Annotated in this window: 19 protein-coding genes; 8 read left to right on the forward strand and 11 right to left on the reverse strand. The window is 62.7% G+C overall.

Features of this window, described 5'->3' with window-relative positions; genetic code table 11:
- A partial coding sequence (locus ACQ4WO_RS16490) for a hypothetical protein (protein WP_436482369.1) occupies positions 1 to 280 on the forward strand: 280 nt, incomplete at its 5' end.
- On the opposite strand, the gene ACQ4WO_RS16495 is transcribed toward ACQ4WO_RS16490, so the two are convergent.
- Positions 256 to 1,614, reverse strand: coding sequence for a sensor histidine kinase family protein (locus ACQ4WO_RS16495; RefSeq protein ID WP_436482370.1), 1,359 nt, complete (start codon positions 1,612 to 1,614; stop codon positions 256 to 258). The genes ACQ4WO_RS16490 and ACQ4WO_RS16495 overlap by 25 nt on opposite strands.
- Before the next feature lie 13 nt (positions 1,615 to 1,627).
- The gene (gene ompR / locus ACQ4WO_RS16500; protein WP_223278807.1) at positions 1,628 to 2,329 is read right to left on the reverse strand and encodes an osmolarity response regulator transcription factor OmpR; all 702 of its coding nucleotides are present in this window, start codon (positions 2,327 to 2,329) and stop codon (positions 1,628 to 1,630) included.
- 263 nt (positions 2,330 to 2,592) lie between these two features.
- Here ompR and ACQ4WO_RS16505 point away from each other — a divergent pair, with 263 nt between their 5' ends.
- Positions 2,593 to 2,982, forward strand: coding sequence for a hypothetical protein (locus ACQ4WO_RS16505; protein WP_436482371.1), 390 nt, complete (start codon positions 2,593 to 2,595; stop codon positions 2,980 to 2,982).
- A gap of 160 nt (positions 2,983 to 3,142) precedes the next feature.
- Positions 3,143 to 5,002: a flagellar assembly protein A gene (locus ACQ4WO_RS16510; RefSeq protein ID WP_436482372.1), complete on the forward strand. Its 1,860-nt coding sequence runs from the start codon at positions 3,143 to 3,145 to the stop codon at positions 5,000 to 5,002.
- Here ACQ4WO_RS16510 and arfB read toward each other — a convergent pair whose 3' ends face one another.
- A complete protein-coding gene (gene arfB, locus ACQ4WO_RS16515) occupies positions 5,003 to 5,401 on the reverse strand; it encodes an alternative ribosome rescue aminoacyl-tRNA hydrolase ArfB (protein ID WP_436482373.1) in 399 nt (132 codons plus the stop codon).
- A gap of 196 nt (positions 5,402 to 5,597) precedes the next feature.
- Between arfB and ACQ4WO_RS16520 the strand changes: the two genes are divergently transcribed.
- Positions 5,598 to 6,080 carry a chemotaxis protein CheW gene (locus ACQ4WO_RS16520; RefSeq protein WP_436482375.1) on the forward strand — a complete coding sequence of 161 codons (483 nt, stop codon included), beginning with the start codon at positions 5,598 to 5,600 and terminating at the stop codon, positions 6,078 to 6,080.
- A gap of 39 nt (positions 6,081 to 6,119) precedes the next feature.
- On the opposite strand, the gene ACQ4WO_RS16525 is transcribed toward ACQ4WO_RS16520, so the two are convergent.
- The 7 genes from ACQ4WO_RS16525 to dapC form a co-directional block, all read right to left on the reverse strand.
- The gene (locus ACQ4WO_RS16525) at positions 6,120 to 8,117 is read right to left on the reverse strand and encodes an ATP-binding cassette domain-containing protein (protein WP_436482376.1); all 1,998 of its coding nucleotides are present in this window, start codon (positions 8,115 to 8,117) and stop codon (positions 6,120 to 6,122) included.
- A gap of 136 nt (positions 8,118 to 8,253) precedes the next feature.
- On the reverse strand, positions 8,254 to 9,144 hold the full coding sequence (gene prmB, locus ACQ4WO_RS16530; RefSeq protein WP_436482377.1) for a 50S ribosomal protein L3 N(5)-glutamine methyltransferase: 891 nt from the start codon (positions 9,142 to 9,144) through the stop codon (positions 8,254 to 8,256).
- Positions 9,145 to 9,200: 56 nt separating this feature from the next.
- On the reverse strand, positions 9,201 to 10,337 hold the full coding sequence (dapE, locus tag ACQ4WO_RS16535) for a succinyl-diaminopimelate desuccinylase (RefSeq protein WP_230518026.1): 1,137 nt from the start codon (positions 10,335 to 10,337) through the stop codon (positions 9,201 to 9,203).
- Between the two features lie 46 nt (positions 10,338 to 10,383).
- Positions 10,384 to 10,740: an ArsC family reductase gene (locus ACQ4WO_RS16540; RefSeq protein ID WP_319992842.1), complete on the reverse strand. Its 357-nt coding sequence runs from the start codon at positions 10,738 to 10,740 to the stop codon at positions 10,384 to 10,386.
- Positions 10,741 to 10,873: 133 nt separating this feature from the next.
- Complete coding sequence (locus ACQ4WO_RS16545) at positions 10,874 to 12,421, reverse strand: FAD-dependent oxidoreductase (protein ID WP_436482379.1); 1,548 nt, start codon at positions 12,419 to 12,421, stop codon at positions 10,874 to 10,876.
- A 121-nt stretch (positions 12,422 to 12,542) separates the two neighbouring features.
- Positions 12,543 to 13,370: a 2,3,4,5-tetrahydropyridine-2,6-dicarboxylate N-succinyltransferase gene (dapD, locus tag ACQ4WO_RS16550; RefSeq protein ID WP_046683916.1), complete on the reverse strand. Its 828-nt coding sequence runs from the start codon at positions 13,368 to 13,370 to the stop codon at positions 12,543 to 12,545.
- A 17-nt stretch (positions 13,371 to 13,387) separates the two neighbouring features.
- The gene (gene dapC, locus ACQ4WO_RS16555; protein ID WP_139089867.1) at positions 13,388 to 14,617 is read right to left on the reverse strand and encodes a succinyldiaminopimelate transaminase; all 1,230 of its coding nucleotides are present in this window, start codon (positions 14,615 to 14,617) and stop codon (positions 13,388 to 13,390) included.
- Positions 14,618 to 14,803: 186 nt separating this feature from the next.
- On the opposite strand from dapC, the gene tsaB reads away from it, so the two are divergent.
- Genes tsaB through ACQ4WO_RS16575 form a run of 4 tightly spaced genes read left to right on the forward strand, consistent with a single transcriptional unit; the run spans position 14,804 to position 17,847 of the window.
- The gene (tsaB, locus tag ACQ4WO_RS16560) at positions 14,804 to 15,529 is read left to right on the forward strand and encodes a tRNA (adenosine(37)-N6)-threonylcarbamoyltransferase complex dimerization subunit type 1 TsaB (protein WP_436482380.1); all 726 of its coding nucleotides are present in this window, start codon (positions 14,804 to 14,806) and stop codon (positions 15,527 to 15,529) included.
- Positions 15,529 to 16,017, forward strand: a complete 489-nt coding sequence (gene rimI / locus ACQ4WO_RS16565; protein ID WP_436482699.1) for a ribosomal protein S18-alanine N-acetyltransferase — start codon at positions 15,529 to 15,531, stop codon at positions 16,015 to 16,017. Before tsaB ends, rimI begins: the two co-directional genes overlap by 1 nt.
- On the forward strand, positions 16,014 to 16,916 hold the full coding sequence (locus ACQ4WO_RS16570; protein WP_436482381.1) for a uracil-DNA glycosylase: 903 nt from the start codon (positions 16,014 to 16,016) through the stop codon (positions 16,914 to 16,916). The genes rimI and ACQ4WO_RS16570 overlap by 4 nt, the downstream gene beginning before the upstream one ends.
- A complete protein-coding gene (locus ACQ4WO_RS16575) occupies positions 16,909 to 17,847 on the forward strand; it encodes a DUF1853 family protein (protein ID WP_436482382.1) in 939 nt (312 codons plus the stop codon). Before ACQ4WO_RS16570 ends, ACQ4WO_RS16575 begins: the two co-directional genes overlap by 8 nt.
- A 35-nt stretch (positions 17,848 to 17,882) precedes the next feature.
- Here the strand turns inward: ACQ4WO_RS16575 and lplT are convergent, their stop codons facing one another.
- Entirely contained in the window at positions 17,883 to 19,145 is a 1,263-nt protein-coding gene (gene lplT, locus ACQ4WO_RS16580; RefSeq protein ID WP_034749808.1) for a lysophospholipid transporter LplT, read from the reverse strand.
- Positions 19,146 to 19,332: the final 187 nt, after the last annotated feature.

A 19,332-nucleotide genomic window follows, 5' to 3' on the forward strand; every position in this document is an offset into this window, starting at 1 on the left:
GGGCGGATACGGCATCCAGTTACCCGGTCTTGATATGCCTACCAAGATTTTGACAGCGGTCGATACCGTTCGCAATATCACGAACGGCATGAAGGGAATAATACAAGGTCGGATTAGGCGGGGCCGCCGAGGCCGGAAGGCCGTAATCCGACAACATTGTTGGCTGTTCTTGTCGGATTACGCGGTTCGCGCTAACCCGACCTACACCGCCCGCACCGCTGGTGCAAACACCGGAGCGAGCAGGCGCGATTATTTTTACACCGCTGGCAAGCTGATCTGAAACGCCAGGCCGCCGCCTTCGCGGTTGCGCACCTGTAATTCGGCGCCGTGGCGCAGCAGCACGCGGTCGACGATGGCCAGGCCCAGGCCGGCGCCATTTGCCTGCCCGCGCGCCGTGTCGAGGCGGGTGAACGGCTTCATCAGCTGCTCGATCTTTTCCGCCGGCACGCCCGTGCCATGGTCTTGCACCTCGATGATGACCTTTTTCGCTCCGTGGCTGGTGCGCACCTGGCAGGCGATGTCGATTTCCGTCATGTCGCTGCCGGGCGTCTTGCCATAGCGGCGCGCATTCTCGATCAGGTTGTTCAATACGCGGCGCAAGTCGGTGGGGTTGCCCATCGCATGCGCGCCGTCGGCGATGGTGGCGTTGATCTTCACGTCCGGCAGGCGCATCGCTTCGCGCGTCATGTCGCCCAGCAAGCCGCTCAGGTCGACGTCCGTAAAGCTCGACGTTTCCGTCGGCTTGGCATAGTCGAGGAACTGGCCGATGATGGCGTCCATTTGCCCGATATCGGACTGGATGCCTTCGCGCGCCTCGTCCGACAGGTTGGCCATTTCCACTTCCAGCTGCATGCGCGCGAGCGGCGTGCGCAAGTCGTGTGAAATGCCGGCCAAAATCACGGCGCGGTCCGATTCCACCTGTTTCAGATCATCGACCATCTGGTTGAAGCTACGGTTCGCCTCGATGATTTCGATCGGGCCTTTTTCCGGCAGTGGCGCCGGCTGCTTGCCCTTGGCGATGTCGCGCGCGGCCGCCGTCAGGCGCGACAGCGGCAGATTGATCAGGCTGGAAATGATGGCAGCACCCAGCAGTGACAGCAGGGACACCAGGCTGGCCCAGCCCAGCCACTGGAAGCCCGTCAGGCCGCGCAGGCGCTCGCGGTCCAGCATCAGCCAGTACTCGTCGTCGTCGATCTTGAAGCTGACCCAGAAGCCGGCCACGCCATTGACGCGCGCGGAAAAGCGCGTGTCCTTGCCCAGCTTGGCCTTCACCAGCGCCTCGATCTCGGGCATCAGATAATTGTCGGGCGGCGGCTCGATGCGGTCGTCCTCTTCCAGCGAGAAGATGCGGATGCCTTCATTGCTGACGAGGTCGAACAGCAGCTCGCGCCGTAGTTCGGGAGCCGAGTGCGTCAGTGCCGCATGCGTGATGGTGACGACGGAAATGATCTGGGCGGAAATCTGCTGCGCCTGCGGCTCGCGCTGGATGACGGAAATCATGCCGATCCAGGTGATCATGCTGACGGTGGTCAAAGTACCCAGCAGCAAAAAGGTGCGCCAGAACAGGCCGCTTTTCAGCCGCGCCAGGCTGATATCGGGAACAAGCTTCATCATGCCTCGCCTGCGATCAGCGCGGCTGTCCGTCCGGAATAAAGACGTAACCGAGACCCCACACGGTCTGGATGAACAGCGGGCTCGACGGATCGGGTTCGATCAGTTTGCGCAGGCGCGAAATCTGCACGTCCAGGCTGCGGTCGAACACTTCGTATTCGCGGCCGCGCGCCAGTTCCATCAGTTTCTCGCGCGACAGCGGCTGGCGCGCATGGCGGGCAAACACTTTCAGCACGGAAAATTCACCGGTCGTCAGCGGCACCGTTTCGCCATTCTTTTTCAGGGTACGCGTACCCAGGTCCAGCACGAAGTCGCCGAACTCGAAGGTTTGCGGCGTTTCCGACGGCGCACCCGGGATTTCATCGGGACCCTTGCGGCGCAGCACGGCGCCGATGCGGGCCACCAGTTCGCGCGGATTGAACGGTTTCGGCAGGTAATCGTCGGCACCCATTTCCAGGCCCACGATGCGGTCCACGTCCTCGCCCTTGGCCGTCAGCATGATGATCGGCGTCTGGTCGCCCGCGCCGCGCAGGCGGCGGCAGATCGACAGGCCGTCCTCACCGGGCAGCATCAGGTCGAGCACCAGCAGGTCGTAGCGTTCGCGCAGCCACAACTTGTTCATGGCCGTCGCGCTCTCTGCCGTGAAGACGTTGAAGCCCTGTTCGGTCAGGTAGCGCCGCAGCAGGTCGCGCAGGCGCACATCGTCATCGACCACCATGATTTTTGCCTGGTGGCCGTGGATCGATTGCGTTGTTGTATTGCTGCCGGTAGTGGAGGTTGTGGTCATTTCAGGTGTCGTGTTATCTTATATTAGTTGCTATAGTAACGCCTCGCGCGGCGTCGGCAAGGGGCTGTGGCGACCCATTACAAAGTGTTACAAACTTTACCCAATTACTCTTACTGCACCGTGTAAAGCATCATACACTGGGGCCACAGTGGAAATCAGCTTTAGTTTATACGGCATCGCGGAAGAGGAACTCAATGAATATCTTTACTAAAAAAATTCACGCCGCTCCCAGCGCAGCTATTGCCGCACGTACAGTTGTGCTGTCCGCATTTGCCGTATGTTCCGTGTTTGCCGCCAGCCTGGCGTCGGCGCAAAACCAGCCGCCGCCACGCCGTGACGACCAGCAGCAAATGCAGGCCCAGCGGTATGAACAGGTACAGCGCAGCAACAGCAATGATACGCGACTGCGCGAACAGCGTGACGCACGCAGTTTCGACACGCGCGTCGAAGAGCAGCGCCGCGCCAACGAAGGCGCCGACGCTTCGCGCCGCACGGGCCGCATGACGCCCGACGAACGCCGCGACCTGCGCCGCCAGATCAACGAAGTGGGCCAGGACATCTATTCGAATCCGCCGCGCCGCTAGGCACCGCGCACCCCATCCGACAGGGCCATCTCGCAAGACATGGCCCTGTCTGCATTTGGCCACCAACATTATTGCCGAGTCAGGCACACGGCCATTCCCCGTGATATTGTTCTAACGCAATGAGGTAATTCTCTGACATTGTTGCTGGGGGAGGCAAGTGGTGAGCGACGACGACACACCGGTTCCGGATGCGGCCCCCGCAGGCGGCTTGCCGCTCGGCCTGCTCCAGCGCGACGACGGCGTGTTCCTGGACCTGTCGCTGGCGCCGGCGCAGCTGCGCGCCGCCGTCGACCAGCTGTTCCAGTCGGGCCAGCTGCTGGCCGGTCTCGATTACGGTTTGTTCCTGCTGACCCTGTTTCACGCTCCTGTCCCCCGTGCCGCGCCCAAGGGCGACGCCTTGCTGCGCATCGCCGTGCGCGTGGCGCCATTCCCGCCCCCGCGCCGCGCGCTGTACCAACAGATCAAGATCCGTGGCGACAGCGCCGAGTTTTACTTTGAAGCCTTGCCTGCGGACGCGGATGGCCAGGTGCCGGCGCGCCGCGAGTTTGACGAGCTGGTGGCGGACCTGTGGTGCAAGGGCGTGCACTACGGTATCGATAGCGCGGCCGTGCGCGCCATGCTCGCCAGCGGCAAGGCCGAGCGCATCACGGTGGCGCGGGTGCTGCCGCCGCAGCCGGGCCGGGACGCCCAGCTCGTTGAAGTGTCGCAAGGCATCCACCGCGACGATGCGCCGCGCGAACGCTCCGATGGCCGCCTCGATTTGCTCAGTTTCAAGAACCGCTTTCCGCAAGTGAAAAAACACGCGCGCCTGCTGCGTCTGCTGCCGGGTACGCCCGGCTTGCCCGGCTACGACCTGGCCGGCAAGGCGCTGCCGCCGCCCGCGCCGCAGGAACTGGACCTGGCCACGGTGGCGGGGCCAGGCACGGCGGTCGAGCATTTCAGCGATGGCAATTTCCTCGTTGCCACCCAGGATGGCTATGTAAATGTCGATGAGCACGGCAAGATGGCGATCGAAAACAAGATCGTCAGCCGCGAAGGCGTCAGCAGCCGCACCACGGGCAATCTGAAGCTGCGCGCCGCCTACGAGGAGTACGGCGAAGTGCAGGAGCAGCGCCAGCTCGACGGCAGCGACATCACCATCCATGGCGACGTGTATGGCCATCTGCACTCGCATGGCGGCTTGATCTTGTTACACCGTAACCTGGTGGGTGGCTCGGCGTTCAATGCGCATGGCGATGTGCGCGTCGAGGGCGTCGCTTCCGGTTCCGTGCTGCAGGCGCTGAACGGTGAAGTGCATGTAAAACGCGCGGAAAGCTGCGTCATCGCCGGCACGCGCGTGGTGATCGACAGCGCCAGCAATTGCGAGATCATTGCCGATGAGGTCGTCATCGAGCTGGCCGAAGGCTGCGCCGTGGCGGCGCGCACCATCCGCATCGGCAGCGCCGGTCCCCGCAAGCAGGTGGAGATGCTGCTGTTTCCCCTCGTGCCCGACCTGAGTGCGCTGGAGCAAAAGATCGCCGAGAGCCTGACGAAGGCGGCGCACTACCTGCAGGTGCAGCACAAACGCCAGCAGGAAATCGATGCCATCGCGCAATTGCCCGAGGTGCGCAATTACCTGACCCTGGCGGGCCAGCTGCGGCGCGGCGAATTGCAGCTGCAGCCAGCGCAACAGCTGCAGTACGACAAGCTGGCCGCGCGCATCGCTCCCGTCCTGAAAGAGGTGGCGCGCTTGCGCGTGGAGGTAAAACAGTCGGAAATCCTGCACGCGCAGATGCTGGCGCTGGTGGAGCAAGTGCGCCAGGAGCGGCAGGCGACGGCGGGCCAGTCGCGCTGCACCCTGGGCCTGGTCGATGGCGAGACGACGGTGCGCGCGCTGGTCGTGCCGCCCGGGCCGGCCAAGGCCTACGACCGGCCGCCAAAAGAAATCAAGGCCTTGCTGCGCAGCGCCACGCCGGCCACGCAGCCCGTGTTTGCGGACAGCACGGGCAGCCTGGACTGGACTTACCAGCCGCCGCCGTAATCAGTCCGTGACCTTGCCGCGAGATTGCTTGAGTACGCTGTGCGTGCTCTTGCTGTCGAGGCGGCGCCGCTGCGAGCCGCGCGTGGGCTTGGTGGCGCGGCGCACGGCGGGCAGGAAGGTCACGCTGTCGATGATTTCCTGCAAGCGCCGCAACGCTTCTTCCTTGTTCTGCTCCTGGCTGCGCGACTGCTGCGCCTTGAGCACCAGCACGCCATCCTTGCTGATGCGGCTGTCGCGCAGGGCCAGCAGCCGTTCCTTGTACGCTTCCGGCAGCGACGAGGCGGCGATGGGGAAGCGCAAATGGATGGCGCTGGAGACCTTGTTGACGTTCTGCCCGCCCGGGCCCTGGGCGCGGATGGCGGAAAATTCAACTTCAGCGGGGTTGACGAGGTGTTGCATGGCCTGCCTGTGGGGGAATGATGTGGGTATTGTAAGGGAAGATGGCTGCGCCGGCGCAAGGGCCGGGCGGCCAGCCGATGCCGCCTACCGGGAAAGTTGATGTTTCTCAACGCCGCCTGTGGTGATGCTGGTTAGCATGGGGCCAACGTTGCGCCACTGCGCATCCTGGCAGCGCTTACCGGATGAAAGGAACACCATGCAGCCCACGACCACGCCTGGCGCCGCAACCGCGCAATCCCTGACGCAGTACTTGAGCTTCCGGCTGGGCGGCCTGGAATATGGCCTCGATTACCGCTGCGTGCGGGAATTGCGTCCGCTGAAGGAACTCGACCGCTTTTCCTCGGAAGGGGAAGTGCTGCACAGCGTGGCCGTCTCGCGCGGCGTGATCATTCCCATCGTCGACATGCGCGCCGCGTTCGGCAGCGCCCACGGCGCGCCCGACCCGGCCACCGACGTGATCATCCTGCAGCTGAGTAATGGCGTGATGGGCATGGTGGTCGATGGCGTCACCGATATCGTCAGCCTGGCGCCCGGCGACATCGCCACCGTGCCGGGCCTGGGCGAGGCGGAAGCCGATTACCTGCTGGGCCTGGGCACGCTGGCGGGGCGCCGCTTGATCCTCGTCGACATCGACCGCCTGATGGCGATCCGCAGCCCCAGCCCCATGCAGGCGGCGTAAAAAAAGACGACCCATGAGTCGTCTTTTGTCGCTACTTGATTAGCCGAGCTTTTCCAGCTGATCCTGCAGATCGAGCCATTCCGCTTCCAGCTGCGCCAGGTCCTTGGTGAAGAAGGTCTGGTCGGCCAGCAGTTGCTTCAATTTCGCCTTGTTGGCGGCGTCATAGATGGTCGGCTCGCCCAGCTTGGCGTCGGTTTCCGCCTTTTGCGCATTGCGCTTGGCGATCTGCTCTTCCTGACGCTTGATCTTGTTTTCGATCGGCTTGCGCAGGGCAGCCGTTTTCTGGCGCTCTTCCGCTTCCTTGCGCTTGTCGCGCACGGGCGCGGCAGGGGCGGCGGCTACCGGCGAAGGTACGGAAGACGTCACGGGGAAGTCGGTCTTGTTGGCCTTGCCTGCGGCCGGCAGCACGTCCGTGCCTTTGCCCAGCTTGGTCTTGAACAGCCAGTCCTTGTAGTCGTCCAGGTCGCCGTCGAACGGTTGCAGCTTGCCGTCGGCAACGATGATGAATTCGTCCGTGGTGGCGCGCAGCAAATGGCGATCATGGGACACGACGACCAGGGTGCCTTCGAACTGGGCCAGCGCTTCCGTCAGCGCTTCGCGCGTTTCCAGATCCAAGTGATTGGTCGGTTCATCGAGCAGCAGCAGGTTCGGACGCTGCCAGACGATCAGGGCCAGCGCCAGGCGGGCTTTTTCGCCGCCCGAGAACGGTGCGATCGAGGCGGTGACCATGTTGCCGGGGAAGTTGAAGCCGCCCAGGAAGTTGCGCAGTTCCTGCTCGCGCACGGTCGGGGCGATCTTCGCCAGATGCCACAGCGGCGATTCGTCGTGGCGCAGCATTTCCACCTGGTGCTGGGCGAAGTAGCCGATGTTCAAGCCCTTGCCCATGGTGGCGTCGCCGCTCAAAGGCATCAGTTCGCCGGCGATGGTCTTGATCAGCGTCGATTTGCCGGCGCCGTTCTGGCCCAGCAAGCCGATACGCTGGCCGATCTGCAGCGAAAACTTGATGCCGTTGACGATGGTTTTATGCGTGATTGCGCCCGTCGCTTCGTTCTCGATCTTGTAGCCCGCATCGACGTCTTCCATCACCAGCAGCGGGTTCGGCGCGCTCAATGGTTCGCGGAATTCGAACGAGAATTCGGCGGCGGCGCGCAATGGCGCCAGCTCTTCCATCTTCGCCAGCGCTTTCATGCGGCTTTGCGCCTGGCGGGCTTTCGACGCTTGCGCCTTGAAGCGGTTGACGAACGATTCCAGGTGGGCGCGTTTGCGCTGCTGCTTTTCCAGCGCGCCGGCGGCCAGGATCATCTGCGCCGCGCGTTGGCGCTCGAAGCTCGAATAGTTGCCCGAGTAGCGTTTCAGCTTGCGCTCGTCGATATGCACGACCACGTTGACCACTTCGTCGAGGAAGTCGCGGTCATGGGAAATGATCAATAATGTGCCGGCGTAGCGCTTGAGCCAGTCTTCCAGCCAGATGATGGCGTCCAGATCCAAGTGATTGGTCGGTTCATCGAGCAGCAGCAGGTCGGACGGGCACATCAGCGCTTGCGCCAGGTTCAGACGCATGCGCCAGCCGCCGGAGAAACTCGCCACCGGCTGCTGCATCTGGTCCAGGGTGAAGCCCAGGCCCAGCAGCAATTGCTCGCCGCGCGACTGCACGGTATACGCGTCGGCATCGGCCAGCGCGCTGTAGATTTCGCCGATGGCGATACCGTTTTCCGACGTGGCCGGCTCCGATTCCAGGCGCGCCAGTTCCGCTTCCAGTTTGCGCAGGGTGACGTCGCCATCGATCGCGTAGTCGAGCGCGGCACGGTCCAGCGGCGGCGTTTCCTGCGCCACGTAAGCCACGCGCCATTTGGCCGGGAAATCGATCTCGCCCTGGTCAGGGTGCAATTCGCCACGCATCATGGCGAACAGGCTCGATTTGCCCGCGCCATTGGCGCCGATCAGGCCGATCTTGTCGCCCGGATTGAGGGTGACGTCGACTTGTTCGAGCAACGGTTTGATGCCGCGCATCAGGCTTACTTGTAGGAAACGTATCATTTTTTTCTTTGTAGAGGCTGGGGTTTAACCCTCGCCGTAAAATTCAGGTAGGTCGGATTAGCCTGAAGGGCGTAATCCGACGGGCAGCACGCACACTTGTCGGATTACGCTACGCTCATCCGGCCTGCCAAGTCGATCAAACCAGCTTCAGCTGCTCGGCCGTCAGCAGGAATACCATGTCGTCGCCGGCGCTCGTCGTCAGCCAGGTCAGGCCCAGCTCGCCGAAGGCCGCTTCCGCGTATTCGCGTTCGTTGCCGATTTCAATCATCAGGATGCCGTCGTCCGTCAGGCGCTCGGCCGCACCGGCGATGATCTTGCGTACCAGGTCCATGCCGTCGCTGCCGCCGTCGAGGGCGATTTGCGGTTCGGCCAGGTATTCCTGGGGCAGGGCGCCCATCGAGGCGGAGTTCACGTACGGCGGGTTGCTGATGATCAAATCATATTTCTTGGCCGGCACGTTCGCGTACAGGTCCGATTCGATCAGGTTCACGCGGCCCTGCAGCTTGTACGTGTCGACGTTGCGCTTGGCCACGGCCAGCGCGTCGGCGGAAATGTCCACGGCATCGACGGTAGCGTTCGGGAAGGCGTCGGCCATCATGATCGACAGGCAGCCCGAACCGGTGCACAGTTCCAGGATGTTTTCCACGGCTTCCGGTTCCGCCACCCATGGCGAGAAGTATTCGGGGATCAGCTCGGCGATGAAGGAACGGGGCACGATCACGCGCTCGTCCACGTAGAAATTGTAGGTGCCCAGCCAGCCTTCCTTGGTGATGTAGGCGGCTGGCACGCGGTCGATGCTGCGGCGGTCGATGACGCTCATCACGCTGGCCACTTCCGACGGCAGCAGCTTGGCGTCGAGGAACGGTTCGAGCTTGTCGAGCGGCAACTTCAAGGTGTGCAGGATCAGATAGGCCGCTTCGTCGAACGCTTCGGCGCTGCCGTGGCCGAAAAACAGCTTGGCGGTATTGAAACGGGTAACGGCGTAGCGCAGCAGATCGCGTGGCGTGGAAAACGGGTTCGGGGTCATGGCATTCTCGAAAAGACGGTGTTCTGGCCCGCCGTGACGGGCCTCGGTATTCTGGTTCAGACGGGCAGCAAATGCTCCAGCGTGCGCCGGTAAATATTCTTCAGGGGATCGATGTGGCGCAGTTCGATGTGCTCGTCGATCTTGTGAATACTGGCATTGGGCGGCCCGAATTCTATCACTTGGGGGCAGATTTGCGCGATAAACCGGCCATCCGAGGTACCGCCCGTGGTCGACAGCTCTGTCGTGAGGCCCGTTTCTTCGAGGATGGCGGACGACAGCGCATCGCTCAAGGTGCCGCGCGGCGTGAGGAAGGGCAGGCCGCTCAGGGTCCATTGCAAATCGTACTGCAAGTCATGCTTGTCGAGGATGGCGTGGACTCTTTCCTGCAAGTTTTCCGCCGTGCTGGCCGTGGAAAAGCGGAAGTTAAAGTCGATCACCATGTCGCCGGGAATCACGTTGTTGGCGCCCGTGCCCGCGTTGATGTTGGACATTTGCCATGACGTCGGCAGGTAATACTCGTTGCCCGCATCCCATTTTTCCTCGACCAGATCGGCCAGCGCCTGCGCCGCTTCGTGGATCGGGTTTTTCGCCAGGTGCGGGTAGGCGATATGGCCTTGCACGCCCTTGATCGTCAAACGGCCCGACAGCGAACCGCGGCGGCCGTTCTTGATCATGTCGCCCAGCTGCGCGCTCGACGTCGGCTCGCCCACCAGGCAATAGTCGATCTGCTCGCCCCGTTCCTTCAATTTGTTGCAGACGATGACGGTGCCGTCCGTGGCCGGGCCTTCCTCGTCGCTGGTGATCAGAAAGGCGATCGAACCCGTATGCTCGGGCGTGGCGGCGATGAATTCCTCGCAAGCGACCACCATGGCGGCGATCGACGTCTTCATGTCGGCCGCGCCACGGCCGTACAGCTTGCCGTCGCGGTGCGTGGGAATGAAGGGCAGCGAGCGCCATTGCTCGACGGGGCCTGTCGGCACCACGTCCGTATGGCCGGCGAAGACGAACACGGGTGCCGTCGTGCCGCGGCGTGCCCACAGATTGGTGACGTCGTTCGACTGTATCGTTTCGCAGACAAAGCCCAGCGGCGTGAGGATGTCGATCAGGTGCTGCTGGCAGCCCTTGTCATCGGGCGTGACCGAGGACAGGGCGATCAGTTTTTCGGTCAGGGCGAGGGTTTTGGAGGTGGTCATGGGTAAGGTCGTGCCGGCAACATCGTTCCGGTGGTCAACTAGAGGGTTACAGCGAGAAAATGGTCTTGTACTGCGCATCCGAAAACGCCACGCTGAACTGGCCATCCTTGTCCAGCACGGGACGCTTGATGATGGACGGGTTTTCCAGCATCAGTTCCAAGGCGCTGGCCGCATCGACGGTGGACGCCTTGCGCTCGTCGGACAGGGCGCGCCAGGTCGTGCCTTTCTTGTTGACCAGCACATCCCACGGCAATTGCTGCAGCCACGCTGCGACGGTAGCGCGTTCCAGGCCCTGCTTCTTGAAGTCGTGGAAGGTGAAATCGAGTTGCTGCGCGGCCAGCCAGGTGCGGGCCTTTTTGACGGTATCGCAGTTGGGGATACCGTAGAGTGTAATGGTCGTCATGGGTAGGGCTAAGGGGAATGAATGCGGTTCGCTTGATCGCGGCGCTTGCGCCAGCGAAAAATGCGATGGTCGCCGCCATTATACAGTTGATGCGCAGTCAATGCGGCAGTGCAACACAGCCCGGTGATTTTCCCTACACAGGCCGTGGCGCCGCCTTGTCCATCTCTGCCGGGCCGAAATGCAGGCCCAGCCGCAAGGCCAGGGCGCGCAGGGCGCCGCTTTCCTGCAGATGCAGGGCCAGTGCGATATGGCCGTCGGGACGGATCAGGTAGGCCGCGTCGCGGCCCAGGCCGGCCAGCTTGGCGGCCACGTTATAGGTGTAGCAATGCACGGGCAGTTTCAGCACGCGCGCTTCGTCCAGCAGTTCGGGTGCCGGCTCGCCATAGATGTGCAATTGCCAATCCATGCTGCGCAGGGCCGTGAAATTGTCTTGCGTGCCGTCGGAAAACCACGGCAGGCGGTCGCCGCCGCGCAGATAATCCGCATGGCCTGCGGAAAGGGGGCTGTCTTCATAGCTGATCTGGATCTGCGACACGGTCTGGAACAGCAGACGGCGCGCCCGCGCGAAGCCCGAGAGGAAGGGCAGCGCGTGCGGCACCAGCCAGCGCCGGAGGAATTGCCCGGCGATGCCTTGCGCGACGATGGCCTGGAAGGCGCGGTCGGTGGTGGCGACGAGCTTGCGGGCAAACACGATGCGCTCGCTTTCATAGGTGTCGAGCAGGGCATCGTTGCTTTGTCCCCGCAGTTTTTGCGCCAGTTTCCACGCCAGGTTGACGGCGTCGCCCAGGCCCGTGTTCATGCCCTGGCCGCCCACGGGGCTGTGCAAATGGGCCGCGTCGCCGAGGATGAAGCAGCGCCGCTCGCGGAACTGCGCCGCCACCCGGTGATGCACTTTATACGTGGAAAACCAGTTCACGTGTTCGACCTCGATGCCGAGCAATGTTTGCACCTGTTCCCGCACATCGTCGAAGACGGGCGCGGGCGCGCCGTCGGGGCGGTCGGGCAGGATGCCGATCAGGCGCTGCATGCCGCTGGTGCGCACAGGCAGCATCAGCGCAAATGAGTTCGCGCCCAGGTGGGCGTGCAAATCCGTATTCTTGCCCGCCACTTGCGCGTCGGCCACGTAATACAGGTGGTCGTAGGTGCCGCCGGAGAACTCGAAGCCGGCGATTTCGCGCACTTTGCTGCGGGCGCCGTCGCCGCCGCAAATATAGTTGAACGTGCAATATTGGCGTTCGCCATCTTTCAGCAGGATGGCTTGCACTTCGCTATCGTCCTGCGTCCACAGGTCCAGCGCGACATTCCATTCCACGTGCACGCCGGCCGCCGCCAGCTTGCTGATGAGAAAGCGTTCATGCTCGTCCTGTGGCAGGCTCAGCACGAAAGGGTAGGGGCTCAAGCCTTCGCCGATCTCGCCCAGCGCCAGTTTCACCAGTTCCTCGCCGCCTTCATGGATGTGCATGGCATTGATCTTGATGCCCAGGCTGACCAGCTCGTCGGCAAAGCCCAGCTGCTGGTAAAACTCCAGCGTGCGCGCATGCACGGCCATGGCCCGCGACGCCTGGCCCGGACCGCTGTTCCTGTCGATGATGCGGCAATCGACACCATGGCGCGCCAGGCGCAAGGCCAGCATGAGGCCGGTAGGGCCGGCGCCGACGATCAGGACGGGAGGTGTATTCATGCCATCCAGTATAGGACAGGATGGGCGATGGCTGCGCGACGATTGAAGTTGCTAGGTGGAAATGAAAATGTCCCGCCGAAGCGGGACATGCAGGTATTACCGATACTTCACAGCGCAGTGATTAAATGCCGCGCAGCAGTTCGTTGATGCCCGTTTTCGCGCGGGTTTTTGCATCCACGCGCTTGACGATCACGGCACAGTACAGCGAGTACTTGCCATCTTCCGAAGGCAGGTTGCCCGAGACCACGACGGAGCCGGCTGGCACGCGGCCGTAGGTGACTTCGCCCGTGGCGCGGTCGTAGATCTTGGTCGACTGGCCGATGTAGACGCCCATCGAGATGACCGAGTTTTCTTCGACGATCACGCCTTCGACGATTTCCGAACGGGCGCCGATGAAGCAGTTGTCTTCGATGATGGTCGGGTTTGCTTGCATTGGCTCCAGCACGCCGCCGATGCCGACGCCGCCGGACAGGTGGACGTTCTTGCCGATCTGGGCGCAGGAACCGACGGTGGCCCAGGTGTCGACCATGGCGCCTTCATCGACGTAGGCGCCGATGTTGACGTAGGATGGCATCAGCACGACGTTCTTGGCGATGAAGCTGCCGCGGCGGGCAACGGCTGGCGGCACCACGCGGAAACCGCCCTTGGCGAAGTCTTCCTTGGTGTAGTTGGCGAACTTGGTCGGGACCTTGTCGTAGAACTGCATCGTGCCATCGGATGGCAGGACGACGTTGTCTTCCAGGCGGAACGACAGCAGCACGGCTTTCTTGACCCACTGGTTGACCACCCAGTCGCCCGTGGTTTTTTCGGCCACGCGGATGCTGCCGTTGTCCAGGCCATTGATGACGTGGGAGACGGCGTCGCGCAGTTCGGCCGTGCCGTTGCCTGGATTGATTTCGGCGCGGTTTTCCCAGGCCTGGTCGATGATGGTTTGCAGTTGTTGGCTCATGATGATGTCTTGTTTATTTAGTTGGTTGATGCGGATGCGGAAAGCTGCTGGCAGAATTTTACTATGCGCAGTGCGGCTTCCAGCCCTTCGGCCGTTTCGGCCACGAGGGCCATGCGGATGCGGTTGCGGCCCGGATTGATGCCGTGCGCGTCGCGCGCCAGATAACTGCCAGGCAATACCGTCACATTATATTCGGCGTACAGGCGTTGCGCGAATTGCGTGTCGGACAGTCCCGTGCGGCTGACGTCGGCCCACAGGTAGAAGCCGGCGTCCGGCAATTGCACGTCCATCACCGATTGCAGCAGCGGTGTGATGGCGTCGAACTTGGCGCGGTACTTGGCGCGATTTTCCTCGACATGGGTTTCGTCGTTCCAGGCCGCGACGGAGGCCGCCTGCACGGCAGGGCTCATGGCGCCGCCGTGGTAGGTTCGGTAGAGCAGGAATTTTTTCAGTACTTCCGCGTCGCCGGCGACAAAGCCCGAGCGCATGCCCGGCACGTTCGAGCGCTTCGACAGGCTGGAAAACACGACCAGGCGCGCATATGGGCGCTCGATGGTGGACAGGCCCAGCATGTGCGCCGCCTGCAGCGCGCCCAGCGGTGGCGTGTCGCCGTGGTAGATCTCGGAATAGCACTCGTCGGCGGCGATGACGAAGTCGTAGCGCTCGGACAGGGCGAACAGGTGTTCCCAGTCCGTCAGGGTGAGCACGGCGCCCGTCGGGTTGCCGGGTGAGCACAGGAACAGCAGCTTGACCTTTTCCCACACGGACGCGGGCACGCTGTCGTAGTCGCAGCCGAAATTGCGCGCCGGATCGGAATTGACGAAATACGGTTCGGCACCGGCCAGGTAGGCCGCGCCTTCATAGATCTGGTAAAACGGGTTCGGGCTGATCACGAGCGAACCGGCCGATGGATCGATCACCGTTTGCGCCAGCGCAAACAGCGCTTCGCGTGAACCGTTCACGGGCAGGATTTGCGTGGCAGGATTGAGCTTGGGGATGCCGTAGCGGCGCTCGAGCCAGCCGGCGATAGCGGTACGCAAGGCTTCCGAGCCGATGGTGGTCGGATAGCTGGCCAGGCCATGGATATTGTCGGTCAATGCCTGCTCGATGAAGGCCGGCGTCGGATGCTTGGGTTCTCCCATGCCCAGGCTGATGGGCGCATATTCGGGGTTGACCGTCACGCCGGCAAACAGCTGGCGCAGCTTTTCAAACGGGTATGGTTGCAGTTTAGCAAGAAGTGGATTCACGGAGCGGACCAGGGCAAGAGTGGGGTGATAGTGTCGCGTATGGATTGCCGGGCATGGCGCAATGACGCCGGTCAAGCAATCAGCTTAGCCTTTTATTATAGCCGTCCTCGCGCACGGGCTGTGCAAGTGGGCTGTTGTTGGCCGGCACGGCATGCCGTTACCGGGCCTGGCAAGGTAAAATACGCTATGTCTACCTTACTTCCCACCTTACTTGCTATTGAAACGTCGTCCGAACTCGCCTCCTGCGCCTTGCTGCGCGGCGATGTCGTCCTGTCGCGCGCCTCGTCGGGCGTGCGCACCCATTCCCAATCCATCTTGCCGATGGTGCAGGAATTGCTGGCCGAGGCTGGCGTGACCCTGGCGGACGTCGACGCCATCGCCTACGGCTCCGGCCCCGGCTCGTTTACGGGCGTGCGCACGGCTTGCGGCATCGCGCAAGGCCTGGCCTACGGCGCCAATCTTCCCGTCGTGCCCGTCGTCACGCTCGATGCCATGGCCCTCGCGTGCCACCAGCAGTATGGCGCGCAACGCATCGTCACTGTGCTCGACGCCCGCATGGGCGAAGTGTACTGGGCGCAATATGACTATCAAAATGGATTGCAGGCCGTGCTGCCGCCGGCCCTGAGCGCGCCGGCCGGCGTCGCGCCGCAAGGCGACGTCACCGCTTGCGGCAACGGTTTTAGCGCCTATGCCGACGCCCTGGCCGCGCTGCCATGCGCCGCCGCTGCCGACGCGGCCATCATGCCGCACGCCGTCCAAGTGGCGCAGCTGGCGCGCATCGCGTTTGTGGCCGGTCAGTTCGTGACGGCGGCCGAGGCGCAGCCTCTGTACTTGCGCAACAAGATCGCTTACACAAGTGCCGAGCGTCTCGACATGCAGGCCGCCAAGGCCGCTGCGGAGTCGGCGCAATGATGGAAGCGGGCAAGGACAGCGCTGCAGGCTGGGACTTGCTGCGCCTCGACTATCAGCCGATGCAGGAAGCGGACCTGGTCGAAGTGCTGGCGCTGGAGCAGCGCGTGTATCCGCATCCCTGGACGCATGGCAACTTTGTCGATTCGCTCAAGAGCGGCTACCCGGCCTGGGTGCTGCGCGACGTGGATGGCACCTTGCTCGGCTACTTTTTGCTGATGCTGGTCGTCGATGAAGCGCATTTGCTGAACGTGGCCGTCGAGGGCGCCATTCAGGGCCAGGGGCTGGGGCGTTTCCTGCTGAACCAGTCCTGCGCCTGTGCGCGCCAGCTGGGCATGGAATCGATGCTGCTGGAAGTGCGCCCGTCGAACGTGCGCGCGCTCGATATTTACCAGCGCTATGGATTTGAACAGATAGGCCGCCGCAAGGGATATTATCCGGCGGCCAATTCGCAACGTGAGGACGCGATCGTGATGCGTTTTAACTTATGAGCCGCAGCGCTGTTTTCCTCGATGAAATGGGCGTCGGCCCCCTGTGGCGCTTGCGCCAGGGCGCAGCACCCGAGACCGTTGACGCCGTCGTCGAAGCGCCCGTGGAGATGGAAGCGGCCGTGACGGCGCCCGTGGCCGAAGCCGTGATTGAGGTCGTCACAGAGATGGTTGCCGAAGTCGTCGAGGTGGCTGCCGAGGCGAAGGTCGAGGTGCAGGCCGAAGCACCTGTCGCCGTTGCCGCGGCGCCAGTCCCCGCCGCCGAGCCTGACGACACTGCCTGGTTCGACGATGCGCCGCCACCGCCGCCCGCCAGACAGTTCAGCGACGCAGACATCGCCGCTCTCGACTGGGATGGCTTGACGGCGGCCGTCGCCAAGTGCGCGCGCTGCGACTTGTGCAAGACGCGCAAGGGCGTCGTCATGGGCCGTGGCGACCGCCAGGGCGATTGGCTGATGCTGGCCAGCAGCCCCTCGCGCCTGGAAGAACGGGAAGGGCGCGCCTTGCCGGGCGAGCAGGGCAAATTGCTCGACAACATGCTGAAAGCCATCGATATCGACGCGGGCAGCGATGTGTACATCACGCATTTGCTGAAATGCCGTCCGCTCGACGAGGCCGGGCAGGAACGCTTGCCCACTGAATCGGAGTCCGCCGCTTGCCGCCCGTACTTCGACCGCGAACTGGCCCTGCTGCAGCCGCGCACCATCGTTACCCTCGGTTCGATGGCCGCCGCCGGTATCAATCCCGGCGAAAAGCCCGTACGCGGCAAGGTGCGCCAGCTGGGCAGTGCGTCCGTCGTGGCGACCTTCCATCCGGAAATATTGCTGCAGGACGAGACGGGCAAGGCCAAGGCGCGTGCCTGGGCCGACCTGTGCCTGGCGAAAAGCACGCACGGTGGTTGAGTCCGCCGTCGACAGCTTCCAGGCCCGCTTCGAGCGCCGCTGGGGACATTTGACGCACCCCCGCGTGCGTGCGCTGGCCTGGCTGCTCGACTCGCCCGATTTGCTGGACCCGGCCAGCTCCCATTGGGGCGGGCGCATCGCCAGCCTCGCGCCCGTCACGCCTGCCGTGGCGGCGTGGCTGGGTGCGCTGCAGGATGATCTATCGCCGCTCGATGCGGCGCTGGGGCCGAAATTCTATTCCCGCCTGGGCCTGTATGCTGAAAAGCTGCTGGCCTTTTATTTTGAGCAGCACGGTGTGCTGGCTGCGCATGGCTTGCAGGTGCAAATGAACCGCAACGAGACGGTGGGCGAGTTCGATTTCCTGCTGCATGACGGGAGTGAGCTGCTGCACTGGGAATTCGCCACCAAGTTCTACCTGCTCGAAGGCGCTCCCGATCCTGGCGTTTTCAACCATTTGATCGGTCCCAACCTGGCCGATACCCTGGGCTTGAAGATGCGCAAGATTCTCGACAAGCAATTGGCGCTCTCGCGTCATCCGGCCGCGCAAATCCTGCTGGCGCAGCCCGTGCGCGCGGCGCAGGCGCTGGTCAAGGGCTGGCTGTTCTATGCGGCAGGCGCCACGCCCGCCATGGACGGCATTTCCCAGGAACATGGACACGGCTTCTGGTGCACGCCAACCCAATTGCCGCAGCAGCGCTATGTTGTGCTGCCCCGCTTGCAATGGCTGGCGCCATTCAAAGGGCGCGACGTGGAGGTGCTCGATGTCGATGCCTTGCAGGCGCAGTTGTTTGATCTGGCGCAACCGGTGCTGGTGGCCACGGTGGACAATGTCGAAGGCTGGGAAGTGGAGCGCACGCGCGGTTTTGTCGTGCCCCATGACTGGACGGAGCAGGCTGCCGCGCGGCGGCTGTTAGGTACGCTGCCAGCGTAATGCTGGGGTCAGACCCGTCGGGTCTGATCCCAAAATTAGTGTTTCTGCTCGCCGATCAAAGAAAGATTGTCATGCTCAGCCTGGTTCAGCTTGTGCTTGCGCATGATCATGTACATGGTGCCGGCGACGAACAGGCCGAACAGGGTGATGATGATGTTCAGCGGCAGGTGCAAGCGGATCATGATCGAATACACGGCCAGCATGGTCAGAATCGACAGGTTTTCATTGAAGTTCTGCACGGCGATCGAGTGACCTGCGCTCATCAGCACGTGGCCGCGGTGTTGTAGCAGGGCATTCATTGGCACGACGAAGAAGCCGGACAGGGCGCCGATCAGTATCAGCAGCGGGTAGGCGATCCACACGGAGTGCACTTGCGTCATCATCATGACGATCACGCCCATGGCGATGCCGAGCGGAATGACGGTCAGCGATTTGCGCAGCGGAATGAAGCGCGCCGACAGCACGGCGCCGGCGGCCACGCCGATGGCGACCACGCCCACCAGGCTGGTTGCCTTGTCAAACGGCATGTTCAGCGATTGTTTGGCCCATTCCAGTACGATCAGCTGCAAGGTGGCGCCAGCGCCCCAGAACAGGGTCGTCACGGCCAGGGTGATCTGGCCCAGCTTGTCTTTCCACAGGATGGAATAGCAATTGGCAAAATCGGTAATCAGTTTGATAGGATTGCGTTCCTGGTGCGCATACACGCAGCCCGTGTCGGGAATCTTCAGGTTGGCCAGGGTCGCCAGCGCATAAATGCCCACTACCACGCACAAGGCCGCTTCTGTCTTGCTGGTGATGCCCGTATTGATCAGGGGAATGTCGATGGACAGCAGCATGTCGGACACGTGGCCGCTGACGAGCGCGCCGCCCATGACGGTGCCGAGGATGATGGAGGTGACGGTCAAGCCTTCGATCCAGCCATTCGCCGCCACGAGTTTTTCCGGCGGCAGCAGTTCCGTCAGGATGCCGTACTTGGCGGGCGAATACACGGCAGCGCCAAAACCGACGACGGCGTAGGCCAGCAGCGGATGCACGTGGAAGAAGACGAGGGCGCAGCCGAAGATCTTGACCATGTTGGCGATGAACATGACCTTGCCTTTCGGCAGTGCATCGGCGAAGGCGCCGACAAAAGCGGCCAACAGCACGTAAAACAGCACGAATGACAATTTGAGCAGCGGCGTGATCCACGCCGGGGATTTCATGGACACCAATAAATCGACGGCGACAAAAAAGAGGGCGTTATCTGCCAGCGAAGAAAAGAACTGCGCCGCCATGATGGTATAAAAACCACGATTCATTCTGGATTGCCTGAAATCATATCTGGCTTGCTTTATACCACGAAAAAACGGCAAACCCCAAGTTTGGAAGGGGCTGCTTTGCATCCTCTTGCCTAAGCGAAGCTTAATTTTTCTGCCGTAGAAAAATACACATACATGTGAGCATTTTATAAATGATGTCCTATGCGCACGACCTGCGGTGCCTGCC

The sequence above is a fragment of the Janthinobacterium aestuarii genome (assembly GCF_051380835.1).
Classification (GTDB): Bacteria; Pseudomonadota; Gammaproteobacteria; order Burkholderiales; family Burkholderiaceae_D; genus Janthinobacterium; species Janthinobacterium aestuarii.